The sequence below is a fragment of the Burkholderia sp. AW49-1 genome, from assembly GCF_053427845.1.
Genome location: NZ_JBSAXF010000001.1, coordinates 535,618 through 550,492 on the forward strand (window position 1 = coordinate 535,618; position 14,875 = coordinate 550,492).

Below are 14,875 nucleotides of genomic sequence, written 5' to 3' on the forward strand. Positions count from 1 at the left end.
ATCACTCCGCCACGTCGACGTTCGCGATGGCGGCGCCTGTCGGCTGCCCGGCGTCGCGGGCGGCGCCGTCCGCCACGAATCGCGCCGGCAGCGACACGATCGTCTCGAACGCGCGATACGACGCGCCGACGCGATCGTCGGTGAAGCGCAGCGCGATGTCGCCGCCGTCGCGCTTCAGGAAGTTGCGCACCGCGTCCATCCCGACGCCGCGCCCCGATACTTCGGTCACCGCGCGCGCGGTCGAGAAGCCCGGGCGAAAGATCAGTTCGGCCACCGCTTCGTCGGTCAGCGCGGCTTCGTTGCCGGCGTCGATCCAGCCGCGCTCGCGCGCGATGCCGCGAATCCGGTCGAGCGCGAGGCCGCGGCCGTCGTCGCCGAGCACGAAGCGCAATGCATCGTCCTCCACGTCGACCGCGATGTCGATCTTGCCGGCCGGCGCCTTGCCGGCCGCGCGACGCTCTTCCGACGTTTCGATCCCGTGGTCGATCGCGTTGCGCAACAGGTGCATGAACACGTTCTTCAACGTCGCGCCGATCTCGCTGCGCACGCGATGGCCGTTGCTGTCGATATGCACGACGGGCGCCGGCTTGCCGAGTTCGGCCGCCAGCGACGGCAGCGATTCGATCACCCCGCCCAGCGCATCGCCGATGCCCTGCGTGCCGAACTGGCTCAGCAGGCGGCGCACCGAATCGCGCGCCGCGCGCCAGTCGTTTGCGTTCGCCGGATCGGCGCCGTCGAGCATGCGCAGGCTCTCGCTGATATGCGCGCGCTCGACCATCAGGTAGTCGGTGCCGCCGTGCTGCGCCGCCTCGCCATGCCGGCCGAGCGTGACCGCGTTGATCGTCGCGTAGTGGTCGACTGCTTCGCGCACGCGGGCCAGGTCGTCCATCAGCGCATCGCGATTCCACTCGGGGCCGCCGTCCGCGCGGCGCAGCGATTCGTACGCCTGCTCCGCTTCGTGCACGATGTTGGTCAGATGCTGCAGGCTGTACGTGCGCGCGTTGCCCTTGATCGTGTGCATGTTGCGGAACAGCGCCGCGACGATCGAATGATCGGCGCGTTCGTGCTGGCGGATCATCCGCTCGTTCTCGCTGAGGAAGCCCTTCGCGCTGTGCACGAAGTCGTGGAACTTGTCCTGACTGATCGACAGGATCTCGCCGATCATCTCGAGGCGGCGCTGCTGCTCGCCGGCCTGCGCGGTCAGCTCGCGAATCTCGGTCACGTCGCGCACGCACAGCATCAGGCGCACGACCGTGTCGGTCTCGTCGGTGATCGCCGACCAGCTCAGGTCGAGCCATTTCTCGCGGCCGTCCGGCATCCGCTTCGCGACTTCGTTGACGAGCAGGTGCTCGTTGAACGCGAAGTTCATGCTGTCCTCGCCGAGGCACGCATGCACGGCCGCGTCGACCTGCGAGCGCGCGTCGGAGCCGATGCTCGAATCGTCGAACACGAGGGCCATCAGGTCGCGTCCGGCGATGTCGCCGGTCTCGAAGATGGTCTCGAGGTAAGCCGAATACTCCGCATGCACGACGCCGCCTTCGACGACCGTCAGGATCCCTTGCTGCATGTTCTGCAGCATCGCCTGGATGTCGGCCGTCTTCTGCTTCAGTTGCGCGGCGTTCTCCTGGATCTTCTCGATCATCCCGTTGAACGCGACGATCGAATGACCGATCTCGTCCATCCGGCCCACCGGCACGCGGCGCGTGAAGTCCTGGCTCGCGGCGATCTCGCTCATCGCCGTCTGCATCCCGATCAGCGGGCGCGTGATCTGGCGATACAGCACGAAGCCGAGCGCGGTCAGCAGCACGACCACCGTGCCCGCCACGCCCGCGATCGCGGTGGCCGTCGTCGCGAGCATGCCGTTCAGCGCGCGGATCGCATCGTCCTTCTGGCGGTTCTTCTCGACGCGCAGCGTGTCGACGATGCCCTCGAGTTCGTCGCGATACTGCGCGACGTTCGCGAACAGGTACGCCTGCGCCATCTCGGGCTTGCCGTCGGTCTTCATCTTCACGGTGTCGTCGATCGCGGCGAAGTAGTTCGTGGCGCTGTCCTTCGCCTGCTCGACGAGGCCTTCCTGCGCGCGGCCGACCGCCGATTTCGCCTGGGCGTCGAGCGCCGCGCGCAGCGCGCCCTGCTTCGCCTTCAGCTCGTCGCGCGCCTGCGCGGCGGTGTTCGCGTCGGGCGCGTACACCAGCGTCATCGTCGCGATCTGGATGTTCTTCACGTCGGCGACGAGATCCGCCGATGCGAGCGCGCTCGGCACGATTCCCTGGGTAACCTGACGCACCTCGGACGCGCTCTTGCGCGTCTGGTACACGGCGTACACGCCGATCGCGGACAGCGCGAAAAACGTCAGGACGACTAGCAGCGTAATGCGATGACGGATGGTCATGAGTACAGCTCCCCGCAGCGATCCGGCTTCGATCGCCCTTTTGTCTATTGAAAGAATGTGAGCGCCGAATTATCGGGGATGGTGTATGACTGTCCGATGACTGAAAATCAATCGGTCGTTGAGAAACTCGCAATGATCAATTGCGGCGAGAAAACCCTAAAGTTCTTCTCGAATCGGCCGTTAACCTCCGGCCTGAACGGCCCAGCGGGCCTGCCTGGCGGCCTCGACAAATCGAATCCTGATATTCATTCTTTCAATTTCGATCCGGTCATTCAATCCGGCCGAATGCCGGTAAAACGTTTGCGCATTATCCGCGAATCGAATCGGGTATGCACCTTCTGCCGTGCGGCCGGAATCGCTGCGTCGGCCGACTTGGCGAATGGCCGTCGATTCATTCCAGTCAGGAAACAATCAATCGCCGTCCCGCGATTCACCTTCCCGCCCGCGCGTTCTAGACTGTCGGATCACTTCCCCACCGGACCCTTGCAATGACCGACGTCCTGCCGACCACCGACTCCGAATCCGGCCTCCACTACCGGCTGCGCCCGGCCGCGGGCCGCCCCGTGGGCCGCCTGTTGCTGCTGCACGGCGTCGGCGGCAACGAAACCAATCTGCTGAATCTGGCCGGCACGATCGACCCTTGCATCGAAATCGCGTTCGTGCGCGGCCCGCTGACGTTCGGCCCCGGCCAGCACGCGTGGTTTCCGGTGCGCTTCGGCCCGAACGGCCCGGAAATCGATGCGGCTCGCGCGGAGGCGGGCCGTGTGCAGCTGATCGCGCTGCTGCGCGCGTTGCGCGCCCGGGGCAACGACAACGAACGCGCCGCCCTGCCCACCGTGATCGCCGGCTTCAGCCAGGGCGGCATCATGAGCGCGAGCGTCGCGCTCACGTCGCCGGCCGATGTCGCCGCGTTCGCGGTGCTGTGCGGGCGCATCCTGCCGGAGATCGATCCGCTGATCGCGCCGCGCGACGCATTGAGCGCGCTGCACGCGCTGGTGATGCACGGCCGCTTCGATGACAAGCTGCCGGTCGCATGGGCCGAAACCGCCGACGCGAAGCTGACGGCGCTCGGCGTCGCGCACGACACGCGCCTCTACGACGTCGGCCACGAACTCACGGCGGAGATGGCCGGCGACTTCGGCCGCTGGGTCGGTGCACGCACCGGATCGAACTGAGCGCGCGGGCAGTTGCCCCGCCCGTGCGTATCGTCAGACGTTGCTCGCCGGATCGGCGCCGATCGGCGCGGCGGCTGCAGCGGACGCCTCTCGCGCGGCACCGCGCTTCGCGAGCTTCCAGCCCACCACGAGCGCGAGCACGACGACCGGGATCATCCCGACGGTCCACGTGCCGCCCGGGTAATCGAACGCCATCAGCACCAGCACGCTGACCAGGAACCCGAGCGTGAGCCACGACGTGAACGGCGCGCCGGGCATCCGGAACGACACGGGGTTCAACTCGCCGCGATTGACCGCGCGGCGGAACAGGATCTGGCACATCACGATGAAGCCCCAGGTCGTGATGATCCCGAGCGACGCCATGTTCAGCACGATCTCGAACGCCTGCGCCGGAACGATGTAGTTCAGCGGCACGCCGATCGCATTGACCGCGACCGTGACGAGGATCCCGCCGTACGGCACGCCGCGCGCGTTCATCCGCGACACGAAGCGCGGCGCCGAGCCGCCCATCGCCAGCGAACGCAGCACGCGCCCGGTCGAATAGAGGCCGGAATTCAGGCTCGACAGTGCGGCGGTCAGCACCACGACGTTCATCACCGTGCCGACGTACGGTACGCCGAGCTTGCCGAAGAACGTGACGAACGGGCTTTCGTGCGCGCTGTACGCGGTCCACGGCAGCAGCATCGTCAACAGCACGACCGAGCCGACGTAGAACAGCGCGATGCGCCACATCACGCTGTTGATTGCCTTCGGCAGCACCTTGCGCGCATCGGCGGTTTCGCCCGCCGCGACGCCGACGAGCTCGATGCTCGCATATGCGAACACGACGCCCTGCACGATCAGCACCGCCGGCAGGATTCCGTGCGGGAAGATTCCGCCGTGATCGGCGATCAGATGCAGCCCCGGCATCTGGCCGGCGACCGGGTGGCCGCTGCCGAGAAACACGGCGCCGATCACCAGGAACAACGCGAGCGTTCCCACCTTGACGATCGAGAACCAGAACTCCATCTCGCCGAACACCTTCACGCCGATCATGTTCATCACCGACACGATCCCCAGCGCGCCGAGCGCGAACACCCACTGCGGCACGTCCGAGAACACGGCCCAGTACTTCATGTAGATCGCGACCGCGGTGATGTCGACGATGCCGGTAGTAGCCCAGTTCAGGTAGTACATCCAGCCCGCGACGAACGACGCGCGCTCGCCCATGAACTCCCGTGCGTACGACACGAACGAGCCGCTGGTCGGCCGATGCATCACGAGCTCGCCGAGCGCGCGCATGATCAGGAATGCGAATACGCCGCACACGAGATACACGACCGCCAACGCGGGCCCCGCGCTCTGCAGGCGGCCACCCGCGCCGAGAAAGAGGCCGGTGCCGATCGCTCCGCCCATCGCGATCATCTGCACGTGGCGCGGCTTCAACTGTTTCTCATACCCGGATTCGTGCGACGCGAACATCGCGTCTCGGTCGGCATGACGGGGATCCGCGCCGCCGGCCGTGCCGGCTGCGCGCTCGCTGGCGTGCTTCATGGAGTGTCTCCGTTTCTTGATGTGTCGCGCCCGTCGACGGGGCGCTGCGGGAACGGCCGCACACGGGTCGCCGGCGGCATGCGCCGGCGCCGCGCGGCCGGAATCAGTACGCGCGCGGACGGATCAGCGCTTCGGGCTGCAGTGCTTCGTCCAGTTGCGCGTCGGTCATCAGCTGGCGATCGAGCACGACTTCGCGGATCGACTTGCCGCTCGCATGGGCCTCTGCGGCCACGGCGGTCGCGCGCTTGTAGCCGATATACGGGTTCAGCGCGGTCGCGAGCGCGACCGACTGCTCCATCGTTTCGCGCAACCGCTCGGGGTTCGCGGTGATTCCGCTCACGCAGCGGTCCGCCAGCGTCGTGCAGGCGGCCGTCAGGTGACCGAAGCTGCGGAACAGCGCGCTCGCGATCACCGGCTCGAACGCGTTGAGCTGAAGCTGGCCGGCCTCGGCGGCGAACGTCACCGTAAGGTCATTGCCGAATACTTCGAATGCGACCTGGTTCACGACTTCCGGAATCACCGGGTTCACCTTGCCCGGCATGATCGACGAACCGGCCTGCACGGGCGGCAGGTTGATCTCGCCGAAGCCGGCGCGCGGGCCGCTCGACAGCAGCCGCAGGTCGTTGCAGATTTTCGACAGCTTCACCGCGATCCGCTTCAGCACGCCGGAGACCTGCACGAACGCGCCGCAGTCCTGCGTCGCTTCGATCAGGTTCGGCGCGGTGCTCAGGTCCAGGCCGGTGATGCGCCGCAGCGCGGCCAGCGCCTTCTTCGCGTACTGCGGATGCGCGGTGATGCCGGTACCGATCGCGGTCGCGCCGAGATTGATTTCGCGCATCAGCAACCCGGCTTCCTGCAGGCGTGCGATGTCTTCCGTCACCATCACCGCGTAGGTCGAGAATTCCTGGCCGAGCGTCATCGGCACAGCGTCCTGCAACTGCGTGCGGCCGAGCTTCAACAGATCCGAGAACGCGTCGGCCTTTTCCGCGAACGCATCGCGCAGGCGCGCCATCGCGTCGAGCAGATGCTCGACCGCGAAGCAGGTCGCGATCCGGATCGCGGTCGGATAGACGTCGTTCGTGCTCTGCGCGAGATTGACGTGCTCGTTGGGATGCAGGTATTCGTACTCCCCGCGTGCATGCCCCATGATTTCGAGCGCGCGGTTGCAGATCACCTCGTTGGCATTCATGTTGGTCGACGTGCCTGCCCCGCCCTGGATGATGTCGACCACGAACTGATCGTGCAGCCGGCCCTCGCGGATCTCGACACAGGCGGCGGCGATCGCGTCGCGATACGCATCGGGCAGCAGCCCGAGCTCGCAGTTCGCATCGGCAGCGGCTTCCTTCACCGCCGCGAGCGCCATGACGAGATACGGCAGCGACGCGATCGTGCGCCCCGAAATGTCGAAGTTTTCCTTCGCGCGCAGCGTATGGACGCCGTAGTACGCCGAATCCGGAATGCTTCGTTTCCCTAATAGATCCGCCTCGACGCGGAAGCCGCTTTCCGTCATGGTGCCCCTCCTGAATTGTCTCGTGCCGCCGCGGGAAACCGGCTACGTTCACCGCTTCCCCATGCGACGGGATCGCATTCTATGCCTTTGCATAAAGAACCTCGCTTCTGTATTATCGAAAGCGGTTTTGCGTGTGACGCAACAGCGATAGGCGAATGAAAACAATGGCGAGAGACACAGGCATCGATCACCTGGGCGCGATGCGCGCGTTCGTGCGGGTCGTCGAAATGGGAAGCTTTTCCGCGGTCGCGAAGGAGATGCACGTGTCGACGTCGACGGTCGCGCGCAAGATCACGGCGATCGAGGACGCCCTCGGCGTCGCGCTATTGCACCGCTCGACGCACAGCGTGGCGCTGACCGAGGCCGGCCACATCTACCTGGAACGCGCGGTCACGATGATCGCCGATCTGGACGACACGCTGCGCGTCGTCGCCGAGCTCAATTCACAGCCAAGCGGCCCGCTGAAGCTCACCGCGCCGGTCGCATTCGGCCGCCGTCACCTCGCGCCGCTGATCGCACCGTTTCTCGCGCGCTACCCGACGATCCAGCTCGACGTGCGGCTCACCGACAACCACAACGACCTCGTCGCCGGCGGCTTCGACCTCGACATTCACGAAGGCGAGAACTACCTGGACAATCTGATCGTGCACCGGCTGTCGCGCAATGACAGCATCCTGTGCGCGACGCCCGGCTACCTCGACCGCTGCGGGCGCCCCGCGACGCCGGACGACCTGCGGCATCACAACTGCCTGCGCTACGTGCATCCCGAGGGCGATCCGCGCTGGGAGCTCGTGCGCGGCGATGCACGGCATAGCGTGCTGCCGGCCGGCAACCTCGTCACCGACCATTCGGAATTGCTGCTGGACGCGACCTGCGCGGGCCTCGGCATCGCCGAATTCGAGATCTGGCTGGTGCGCGACCTGCTCGCGAGCGGCCGGCTCGAAGCCGTGCTGCCGCGCTACCGGCTGCAGAACAAGCTCACGGGCGACTACATCTACATCGCGTATCTGGCGAACCGGCGCAGCTCGGCAAAGTTGCGCGTGCTGAAGGACTTCCTCGCGGAGCATCTCGCGCACATCGGCGAGCTGTCGGAAGTCGAACTGACGAAGATTCGCGACGCGGGCGCGTAGCGGCGGCCATCACGCCGGCCGGCAAGCCAGCGCCGATGCCGCATGCACCTTCGGCACGCGGCATCGGCACGACAGCCGCCGTCAGGCCGGCTGCAATTCGAACGGGAACGTCGCGTGCCCGATCTCGACGCCCTGCGTATTCAGCATCCGTGGCCGGTGGAACGCGGCGAGCCGCGCGCGCTGCGCGTCCGTGCCGATCCGCAGCCGTTCGAGCAGTTCGCTGACCATCATGTACAGCACGTCGATGTTGCCGTCCTCGATCTTCACCGAGATGCCGAGGGCGCCGTCGGCGCCGAGTTCCCGCGTGCGCGCCGATGCGCGTACGCCGATCCCGTAGCACGCATCCGCGCCGAGCTTGCCGACGACTTGCCCGTCGAAGGCCTCCATCAGCACCGTGCAGTAGCGCCCTTCTCCGGCGACCAGCTCGGGATGGGCCGTCATCGCATGATGAATGCGCGCCAGCGCGCGCACGCGATCGGTCGTCGCCGCGCCGCCGGCTTCAACCGTATCCGCACCGTCTGCCAGCGATGCATAAAGACGCGCGAGGCGGTCGAGCGGGAACGCCGGCGTCGGCAGGTTGCAGCCGTCGATCGCCCAGTCGACCGCGTCGTCGGGCAGGCCGCACGCATCGGCGACCACCTGCTTGACACGCACCTGCATCGGATGCGCCGGCAGATGATAGTCGGCGATCGCGGCGCCGATTGCCCGCGCGCCGGCCAGCATCCCGACGTGCTTGCCCGAGCAGTTGCTGCACACGCCGGTCGGCGTGTAGTCGCGCTTGATCCATGACCGGTACACCGCGTCCGAGAGCGGCGCATGGCCGCCGCACCGCAAATCCGATTCCTGCGCGTCGACCTTCGCCAGCATCGCCCGCGTGCGGGCGATGTGCCGCTCCTCGCTGCTGTGCGACGCACACATCAACGCGATGTCCGCTTCGTCGAAGCCGAACCGCTCCGGCGCACCCGTCTCGATCACGGACAGCGCCTGCGCCGGCTTCGCCGCCGAGCGCGCGAGCGTCATCCGGAACGGATCGCCGAGCCGGAACAGCAGCCTGCCGCCGGCATCCACCACCGCCACATCGGCGACGTGCGTGTTCTCGATCGCATTGCCGCGGTACGTCACGACCGCTGCGCGTTGGGTGTCCATCTGTGCTGTCTCCTTCGTCGGGGCCTGATATGCCGGGGCCCGTGCAACCGGTATGGCAGTGTATCGACTCTGCCGCCGGGTCGAGCCGGTCGCCCCGTGGAAAGCGGTATTGCGCCGAGTGCAAAGCCGTCGGGCCGCAAGGCGGGCGCCCGCGGCACATTGCGCGACACCCGCCTGGGCATTTCGCCGGCCAAACACCGATCTTCCGACGCGGCGACTACGCGTCCAGCGCCAGCAGCGCGAACGTCGCGAGCCAATGCTCGCCCATGTAGTCGCCGGCCACGTGCGCGAGCGCGCTCGCGAGGTGCCGGTCGGCCGCATCGCGCAGCCTCGCGCGCCGGGCATCGCCCTCAGGCAGCGCGCCGGCAAGCGAGCGCTGGCACCATGCGCGGCTCAGATTCAATCCGTCCAGATGCGCGATCTTGCCGTCGCTGCGGTCGCTGACGGTGGCCGGCTCGAACAGCGTCGCCGGCTCGCCGCGCGCGAGATCGGGCAGGAAACGTGCGAACCAGCCGTCGAATTCGCCGGCCGGCAGCACGCGGCGCATCAGCTCCGCCTCCATCAGCGCGGGCGACAGGAACTCGTCGCCCGAGGGCTCCCACGCCTGGCACGCGACATCGTTCAGATGCCAGCGTTTCGCCGTATCGACGATCAGCGCCGCGAGCCCGTCGCGCTGCGTCGCGCGCGCGAAGTCGAGCGTGAGCGCCAGCGCGAACGCGGTGTTGAAGTGCGTGCCGACCCGCAGCGGATAGGTCGCCTTCGGCAGGAAGGTCTCGAAACGCGCGACGAACAGGTCGGCGAGCGGCGCGATCGTCTTCGCCCAGCGGGCGGCCTGCGGCACCACGCCCTTCAGCGCGAGCCGCTCCAGCCGCGCGGACAGCGCCAGCAGCCATGCCCATCCGTAAGGCCGCTCGAAGCCGCTGTTGTGCGGCAGCGCCAGATACGCGCGTTCGCCGGCGACGTTCGCGTCGGTGAAGTGCGCGTCGACGACGGCGATGATCCGCTCGGCCTCCGGCAGCGCCGGATAGCGTTCGAGCACGCTCAGCACGAGCCAGTAGCCGTGCACGCACGAATGCCAGTCGTAGCTGCCGTAGAAGATCGGATGCAGCGCGCGCGGCCCCTGCACGTCGTGCGGGCCTTCGAGCGAATGCGTGAGCTTGTTCGGATATTCGCGGGTCAGGTGCGCGAGCGCGAGCGACGCGAATTTCGATGCGAGTTCGGGGGTCAGTCGGTCGGTCATGGGCGTCTCGTCAGAAGCGGAATACGAACGCGTACATCAGCAGCGTGTTCACGGCCAGCAGCAGCACGGCGGTCGGCCACTGCGCCTTGATCACGCCGTTCTTGTCCTTCAGTTCGAGCAGCGCGGCCGGCACGATGTTGAAGTTCGCGGCCATCGGCGTCATCAGCGTACCGCAGAAGCCGCTCAGCATCCCGATCGCACCGAGGATCGCCGGGTTGCCGTGAAATTGATGGACGATCAGCGGCAGGCCGATGCCCGCCGTCATCACGGGGAACGCGGCGAACCCGTTGCCCATGATCATCGTGAACAGCGCCATGCCGACCGTGTAGGCGGCGACGACCGCGAACGGCGAATCGATCGGCACCCACGCCCTCACGAGCCCCGACACCACTCCGCCGACGCCCGCGACCGCGAACAGCGCGCCGAGCGCCGCGAGCATCTGCGGCAGGATCGCGGCCCAGCCGACCGCGTCCATCGTGTGACGCGCCTCCTTCAGCGCGTGCACCGGCGAATCGCGCAGCATCGCGAGCGCGACGGCGAACGCGACGAGCGTGCCGAGCACGAGCGAGATCAGCGTCACGCTCTTCGGATCGACGAACGGCACCAGTTTCAGCGCGAACGTGCCGATCAGCGTGACCACGGGAATCAGCAGCGCCGGCAGGAACAGCCGGTTGCCGAAGCGCAGCGCCTTCGCGTCGCGCCGCGCACCCGCCGCGTCGCTGGATTCGTCGGACTTGCCGCGTCCGAGCTTGCCCGAGCCCGCGATCAGCGCGAGCGCGATCGCGAGGCAGCCCGTCACGAAGTGCGGCAGCAGCGCGCCGAACAGGAACGTGAGCGCGTAGATCGCCCAGAACGCGAAATTGACGACGCGGCGCGGGTTCGTGCGGTCCGTCAGGTTGAAGCATGCGAACGCGGCGAACATCAGGCCGGCGAGCGTGTACAGCGGTTCGAGGCCGATCATCGCGCGCCCTCCCGCCCGAATGCGCCGAAGCCGCGCGACAGCCGGTGGTCGAGCAGCGCGAGCCGCGTGCAGTGGATCAGCAGCGCGGCGATCGCCGTGGGAATCGCCCAGACCGACAGGTGCAGCGGCTCGATCGCGATCCCGTTCTGTTCGAGAAAGCCCTTGATCAGCAGGATCGACTGGATCGCGATGAAGATGTCCTCGCCGAAGAACACGGCAACGTTGTCGGCGGCCGACGCATGCGCGCGGATCTGCTGGCGCACGGATTCAGGCAGGTCGCCGAGCCGGCTGACGGCCGCGGCTTCGGCCATCGGCGCGATCAGCGGCCGCACCATCTGCGCGTGGCCGCCGAGCGACGTGAGGCCGAGCGCGGCCGTCACCTGGCGCAGCACGAAATACAGCATCAGCACGCGGCCGGTGGTCGCCGCGTGCACGCGCGAGATCATCCGCTTAGCCTGCTCCTTGAGCCCGTTGCGCTCGAGCAGCGCGATCACCGGCAGCGTCAGCCAGATCAGCCCCATGTAGCGGTTGTCGGTGAATGCCTTGCCGAATGCGCTGACGATATCGACGAGATTCATCCCGCCCGCCAGCCCCGTCGCGAGTCCCGCGATCGTCACCACCAGCAGCGCGTTGAAGCGCAGCGCGAAACCGATCACGACGATCGGCACCCCAATCAGCACCAGCATTGCCCCTCCTTGTGATGGATTCGCCGCGCCGTGAAGGCGCGCCGCCCGCCCGGTTTCGACCGGGTTCAGGCGGCAAAATCTAACACGAGACTTTATCGATAAAAAGTCGACAATTTGAGGCTTCGGGTAAACGTTGAAACCGATGCCACGTTGCGCCGGCCGTATGTCCGCCGAGTTTCGGCGCAACGATTCGCGGCGGGCGGCGGCGGGTGGCGACAACGCGCGCCGCACGCACGCTCCCGGCCGGCGTGTCGGCGACGGCCCCGCCCAGCATGGCGGAGCGCCGGTGCGCCGACTACACTGGAAGGCATCGCAACGTTCGGGAGAGCCGCCATGATCGACGTATTCCAGACCATCGGCAGCCGCGCGTTCTCCGCTCATCTGGCGAAGGACGGGATGGTGACGCTGATGGAACAACACCATGAAGTCGATCGCGTGACGCTCGCGACAGCCTATGCCGCGCTCGTCGAGGAATCGGAGCAGGAAGCCGACCTGCTCGACGCGACGGTCGAAGGGATGATGCGCGCGCTGATCCAGGGGTACGCCCGCAGCCATTGAACGACTGAACGCGCATCGGGCGCGGTGTGCCGGCCTGCGCGGCCGGCTCGCCGGTGCCTGAGCGCGCCCGTGTCGGGCGCCCACTTCCCGCCATCACGAACGCGTCGGCGACGGATTGCCGCGCTGCCGCGGGAACCCGCACGTATGCTGCCCGTCCGCCCGGGCGGCAAAAAATGCCGCCAGGCCATAGAGAAAAGGGGCGGAATCGACGCAATGCGCAATTTTTTCGATTGCCGCCGCTCGCGTCGCATGACAGCATTCGGGGCGTTGCCAGTCGAAAAGAATTCCGTGCCATCCGGCCGCCGACGCCGTTCGGCGGCGCCGGCCCGCACCGCCTTTCATGAACCCGGCCCATATCCAACACTACGAACCGACCGGAGTATCCCGCTTGTGAACATCGGCATCGTCAACGACCTCCCGCTTGCCGTCGAGGCGATGCGCCGCGCGCTCGCGCGCCGGCCCGAGCACCGCGTGCTGTGGGTCGCGACCGACGGCGCGCAGGCCGTCGAATTGTGCGCCGAGCAACCGCCGGACATCGTGCTGATGGACCTGATCATGCCGAAGTTCGACGGCATCGAGGCGACGCGGCGGATCATGCGTTCCAGCCGCCCGTGCGCGATCCTGATCGTGACGAGCTGCATCGGCGCGAACGCGTGGCGCGTGTTCGAAGCGATGGGCGCCGGCGCGCTCGACGCAGTCGACACGCCGCGCCTCGGCGAAGGCGCGGGTGGCGACACCGCGCGGCTGCTGCTCGCGAAGATCGACCAGATCGGCCGGCTGCTCGACGCGCCCGGCGGCGTCCGCGCGGCCGGCACCACCTCGCGCGCGAGCGGCGGCCCGCTGATCGCGATCGGTGCGTCCGCCGGCGGCCCCGGCGCGCTCGCGTCGATCCTCGGCAGCCTGCCGGCCGACTTCAGCGCGCCGATCGTGATCGTCCAGCACGTCGATCGCGCGTTCGCCGAAGGGATGGCGCAATGGCTCGACGGCCAGACGCCGCTGACCGTGCGCGTCGCGCACGAAGGCGACCGTCCTCAGCCTGGCGTCGCGCTGCTCGCGGCGACCGACGATCACCTGCGCATCACGCGCACCGGCACGCTCGAATACACGCGCGAACCAATCGCCACGCCGTACCGGCCGTCGGTCGACGTATTCTTCAACAGCCTGACCGAGCACTGGCCGGGCCGCGTGATCGGCGTGCTGCTGACCGGCATGGGACGCGACGGCGCGATCGGCCTGAAGGCACTGCGGATGAAGGGCTGTCACACGATCGCGCAGGACGAGGCGACCAGCGCCGTCTACGGCATGCCGAAAGCGGCCGCGACGCTCGGCGCCGCGCGCGCGATCCTGCCGCTCGAGCGCATTGCCGGCGAGCTGGTGGCACTCGCGCGGATCTGATCCCGATGAAACCCTGTCACACCCATCGCTACCATGGCGCAACCCTGCATCAATCATGACTAGCGACTTCACCCGCCCGCCCGGCGGCCTGCATGCGGCGTTCGACGCCGCTCACGCGGCACCCGTGCCGCATGCCAACGCCCCCGCGATGGTCCTGCTGGTCGACGACCAGACGATCGTCGCGGAAGCCATCCGGCGCGCGCTCGTCGACGAGGACGGCATCGACTTTCACTACTGCCCGCGCTCGGACGACGCGCTCGCGACCGCGATCGAGACGCGGCCGACCGTGATCCTGCAGGATCTCGTGATGCCCGGCACCGACGGGCTGAGCCTCGTGAAGGCGTACCGCTCGAATCCGGCGACGCGCGACGTGCCGATCATCGTGCTGTCGACGCAAGAGGAGCCGGTGATCAAGAGCGCCGCGTTCGCGGCCGGCGCGAACGACTACCTGGTGAAACTGCCGGACCGCATCGAGCTGATCGCGCGGATCCGCTATCACTCGCGCTCGTACATGAACCTGCTGCAGCGAGACGAGGCCTATCGGGCGCTGCGGCAATCGCAGCAGCAACTGCTGGAGGCCAATCTCGAACTGCGGCGCCTCACCCATTCGGACGGCCTGACCGGGCTGTCGAACCGGCGCTATCTCGACGAATACCTGGCCGCCGAATGGCGGCGCGGCACGCGCGAGCGCAGCGAGCTGTCGCTGCTGATGATCGACGTCGACAACTTCAAGCTGTACAACGACACGTACGGCCACGTGTCGGGCGACGGCGTACTCAAGCAGGTCGCGGCCACCATCGAACGCTGCCTCGGGCAATCCGGCGATCTCGCCGCGCGTTTCGGCGGCGAGGAGTTCGCGGTCGTGATGCCCGCCACGTCGCCGGGCGCCGCGCGGCTGCTCGGCGAGAAGATCCGCCTCGCGGTCGAATCGCTGCGGCTCGAGCACGCGCATTCGTCGACGGGGCGCTACGTGACGATCAGCATCGGCGGCGCGAGCATCGTGCCGGCCGCCGGCCTGCCGACGACGTCGCTGATCGAGGCCGCCGATCGCGCGCTGTACCGCGCGAAGCACGATGGCAAGAATCGCGTCGAGATCGATGCGCCGCCTGCGCCCACTGCCCCGCCGGGCGGCGGCGGTTTAGCGTGAAC

Annotated in this window: 13 protein-coding genes; 6 read left to right on the forward strand and 7 right to left on the reverse strand. The window is 67.7% G+C overall.

Going from position 1 to position 14,875, the window contains the following annotated elements:
- Position 1: 1 nt before the first annotated feature.
- A complete protein-coding gene (locus ACV22W_RS02240; protein ID WP_448017538.1) occupies positions 2–2,392 on the reverse strand; it encodes an ATP-binding protein in 2,391 nt (796 codons plus the stop codon).
- A gap of 96 nt (positions 2,393–2,488) precedes the next feature.
- On the opposite strand from ACV22W_RS02240, the gene ACV22W_RS02245 reads away from it, so the two are divergent.
- Complete coding sequence (locus tag ACV22W_RS02245; RefSeq protein WP_448017539.1) at positions 2,489–2,884, forward strand: hypothetical protein; 396 nt, start codon at positions 2,489–2,491, stop codon at positions 2,882–2,884.
- Positions 2,881–3,567: an alpha/beta hydrolase gene (locus ACV22W_RS02250; RefSeq protein WP_448017540.1), complete on the forward strand. Its 687-nt coding sequence runs from the start codon at positions 2,881–2,883 to the stop codon at positions 3,565–3,567. The genes ACV22W_RS02245 and ACV22W_RS02250 overlap by 4 nt, the downstream gene beginning before the upstream one ends.
- Before the next feature lie 33 nt (positions 3,568–3,600).
- On the opposite strand, the gene ACV22W_RS02255 is transcribed toward ACV22W_RS02250, so the two are convergent.
- Both ACV22W_RS02255 and aspA read right to left on the reverse strand, forming a co-directional pair.
- Complete coding sequence (locus ACV22W_RS02255; RefSeq protein WP_448017541.1) at positions 3,601–5,100, reverse strand: amino acid permease; 1,500 nt, start codon at positions 5,098–5,100, stop codon at positions 3,601–3,603.
- Positions 5,101–5,203: 103 nt separating this feature from the next.
- Positions 5,204–6,610, reverse strand: a complete 1,407-nt coding sequence (aspA, locus tag ACV22W_RS02260; protein ID WP_448017542.1) for an aspartate ammonia-lyase — start codon at positions 6,608–6,610, stop codon at positions 5,204–5,206.
- A gap of 155 nt (positions 6,611–6,765) precedes the next feature.
- Here aspA and ACV22W_RS02265 point away from each other — a divergent pair, with 155 nt between their 5' ends.
- Positions 6,766–7,740 (forward strand): LysR substrate-binding domain-containing protein, encoded by a 975-nt coding sequence (locus tag ACV22W_RS02265; protein WP_448017543.1) that lies wholly within the window; start codon positions 6,766–6,768, stop codon positions 7,738–7,740.
- A gap of 81 nt (positions 7,741–7,821) precedes the next feature.
- On the opposite strand, the gene ACV22W_RS02270 is transcribed toward ACV22W_RS02265, so the two are convergent.
- The 4 genes from ACV22W_RS02270 to ACV22W_RS02285 all read right to left on the reverse strand — a co-directional run bounded on the left by ACV22W_RS02270 (position 7,822) and on the right by ACV22W_RS02285 (position 11,773).
- Positions 7,822–8,886, reverse strand: a complete 1,065-nt coding sequence (locus tag ACV22W_RS02270) for an asparaginase (protein WP_448017544.1) — start codon at positions 8,884–8,886, stop codon at positions 7,822–7,824.
- 217 nt (positions 8,887–9,103) lie between these two features.
- Positions 9,104–10,126 carry a DUF2891 domain-containing protein gene (locus ACV22W_RS02275; RefSeq protein ID WP_448017545.1) on the reverse strand — a complete coding sequence of 341 codons (1,023 nt, stop codon included), beginning with the start codon at positions 10,124–10,126 and terminating at the stop codon, positions 9,104–9,106.
- 10 nt (positions 10,127–10,136) lie between these two features.
- The gene (locus ACV22W_RS02280) at positions 10,137–11,087 is read right to left on the reverse strand and encodes a DUF979 domain-containing protein (RefSeq protein ID WP_448017546.1); all 951 of its coding nucleotides are present in this window, start codon (positions 11,085–11,087) and stop codon (positions 10,137–10,139) included.
- On the reverse strand, positions 11,084–11,773 hold the full coding sequence (locus ACV22W_RS02285) for a DUF969 domain-containing protein (RefSeq protein ID WP_059466340.1): 690 nt from the start codon (positions 11,771–11,773) through the stop codon (positions 11,084–11,086). Before ACV22W_RS02285 ends, ACV22W_RS02280 begins: the two co-directional genes overlap by 4 nt.
- Positions 11,774–12,106: 333 nt before the next feature.
- Here ACV22W_RS02285 and ACV22W_RS02290 point away from each other — a divergent pair, with 333 nt between their 5' ends.
- The 3 genes from ACV22W_RS02290 (at position 12,107) to ACV22W_RS02300 (ending at position 14,873) form a co-directional block, all read left to right on the forward strand.
- Positions 12,107–12,331 carry a hypothetical protein gene (locus ACV22W_RS02290; protein ID WP_448017547.1) on the forward strand — a complete coding sequence of 75 codons (225 nt, stop codon included), beginning with the start codon at positions 12,107–12,109 and terminating at the stop codon, positions 12,329–12,331.
- Positions 12,332–12,721: 390 nt separating this feature from the next.
- Positions 12,722–13,726: a chemotaxis-specific protein-glutamate methyltransferase CheB gene (gene cheB / locus ACV22W_RS02295; RefSeq protein WP_448017548.1), complete on the forward strand. Its 1,005-nt coding sequence runs from the start codon at positions 12,722–12,724 to the stop codon at positions 13,724–13,726.
- 55 nt (positions 13,727–13,781) lie between these two features.
- On the forward strand, positions 13,782–14,873 hold the full coding sequence (locus ACV22W_RS02300; protein WP_448017549.1) for a diguanylate cyclase domain-containing protein: 1,092 nt from the start codon (positions 13,782–13,784) through the stop codon (positions 14,871–14,873).
- The last annotated feature ends 2 nt before the right edge of the window (positions 14,874–14,875 follow it).